Origin of the sequence: Microcystis sp. M53598_WE2, assembly GCF_030067735.1 — a bacterium.
In the GTDB taxonomy this organism is placed as follows: domain Bacteria; phylum Cyanobacteriota; class Cyanobacteriia; order Cyanobacteriales; family Microcystaceae; genus Microcystis; species Microcystis aeruginosa.
This window is the reverse complement of sequence record NZ_JASJFE010000528.1, coordinates 1-1189: the sequence shown is the minus strand read 5'-3', so window position 1 is coordinate 1189 and position 1189 is coordinate 1. Positions and strand designations below refer to the sequence as shown.

The window sequence follows — 1189 nt, the reverse complement described above, 5'->3', positions numbered from 1 at the left end:
GCATTCGGACACTCAAAACGGACGGGTCGAAAGAGTCAGACTTAAGCAATTAAGCGTTTTTCGCTATCTGCGTCAACCCCGTTGACGCGACCACCCTAAAAAAGTGGCGTGGTGAGGAATCGCCGTCCGTTTTACGGCGGCGAGGATGTCAAAATAATCTCTTGATCCTCAATCCCATCGGCAGGAATTTCCTGACTGCCAAGTTGTTGAAACTCCCCTAGTAACTGAAAAAAACGCTCAAATCCCTGCTTTTCATCGGGGCAATAGAGCAGGATAATTTTAGCCCAAGCATTAGATGTATGAAGATTGTATTTGTTTTCAACAAACTGATGAAACTCTTGATAGAATCTGATTTCTTCGGCTGTCGGTTCAATTCCTAACTCCCGTCTAGCAGTTTTATAACCCACTAAAAACATAAACAAATCCGACAGGGAAGGACGACCAATATACAGTCCAGGTCTAGCTTTAATCTTAGACAAAATCTCAAATAATCCGCCTTTTACTTCCATCTTTACCCTTCTCCTGCTTCAGTAATTATAAACTCTTCACTTTGGCAATGAAAATCTTTCAGCCAATCATCTCGTGTCATCCCTTGAGGAGACAGATTATCAAATACTCTTCCCCTTACTTCTACCCCATAATGTTTTCCATTGATCGTAATTGATTGATCATTCCCTATGCGATCGCTAATGATATAATCTTCGTCATGATAGCGCGTTTTCAGTTCGATCACTTTCCCCTCAATTTCGTTGTCTGTTAGCCACTGCATTACTGCTCTAGCACATTCATAACATTGATAAAGCTGGAATTGACTGACAATATTGCCAATTTCTTGATCAATTTGGGAATCGGTTAACTTAACCACTCTCTCACTCCAAAATGAAAGCTGGTATCCCTAGTCTATCAGCTGGTTAGTGCGAGGGAATCTTCCCCTGTCAATCCCTAAGCTAGGAAGAAGAATATAAAGAATTTATTAAATTGTAGCTTTTGATACAGTTGTGGGGGGGGGAGTGTGTATGCTTCTGCTATCTCCCATTGGGGTTGGGTTGGGCTGTTGCTTGACCTGAAACTATAGACCTCTTGCAAAAGTCTTAAGTCGATCCTTGTACAGCAACATTTTTGAAGATTATCAACTACTAATAAATAATTAACTGAAAGTCCCTCCCATTATTGTTTCTATCGTTTGTTT

The 1189-nt window shown here is 40.8% G+C and carries 2 protein-coding genes; both read right to left on the bottom strand.

Annotation, left to right across the window (positions count from 1 at the left end):
- Positions 1 to 131 precede the first annotated feature (131 nt).
- Complete coding sequence (locus PX636_RS10720) at positions 132 to 509, bottom strand: hypothetical protein (RefSeq protein ID WP_002798425.1); 378 nt, start codon at positions 507 to 509, stop codon at positions 132 to 134.
- Positions 510 to 511: 2 nt separating this feature from the next.
- On the bottom strand, positions 512 to 865 hold the full coding sequence (locus tag PX636_RS10715; RefSeq protein ID WP_002798426.1) for a papain fold toxin domain-containing protein: 354 nt from the start codon (positions 863 to 865) through the stop codon (positions 512 to 514).
- Positions 866 to 1189 lie beyond the last annotated feature (324 nt).

Coding starts and splice junctions, on each gene's coding strand:
- PX636_RS10720 (WP_002798425.1), bottom strand. CDS start 509: ATGGAAGTAAAAGGCGGATTATTTGAGATTTTGTCTAAGATTAAAGCT.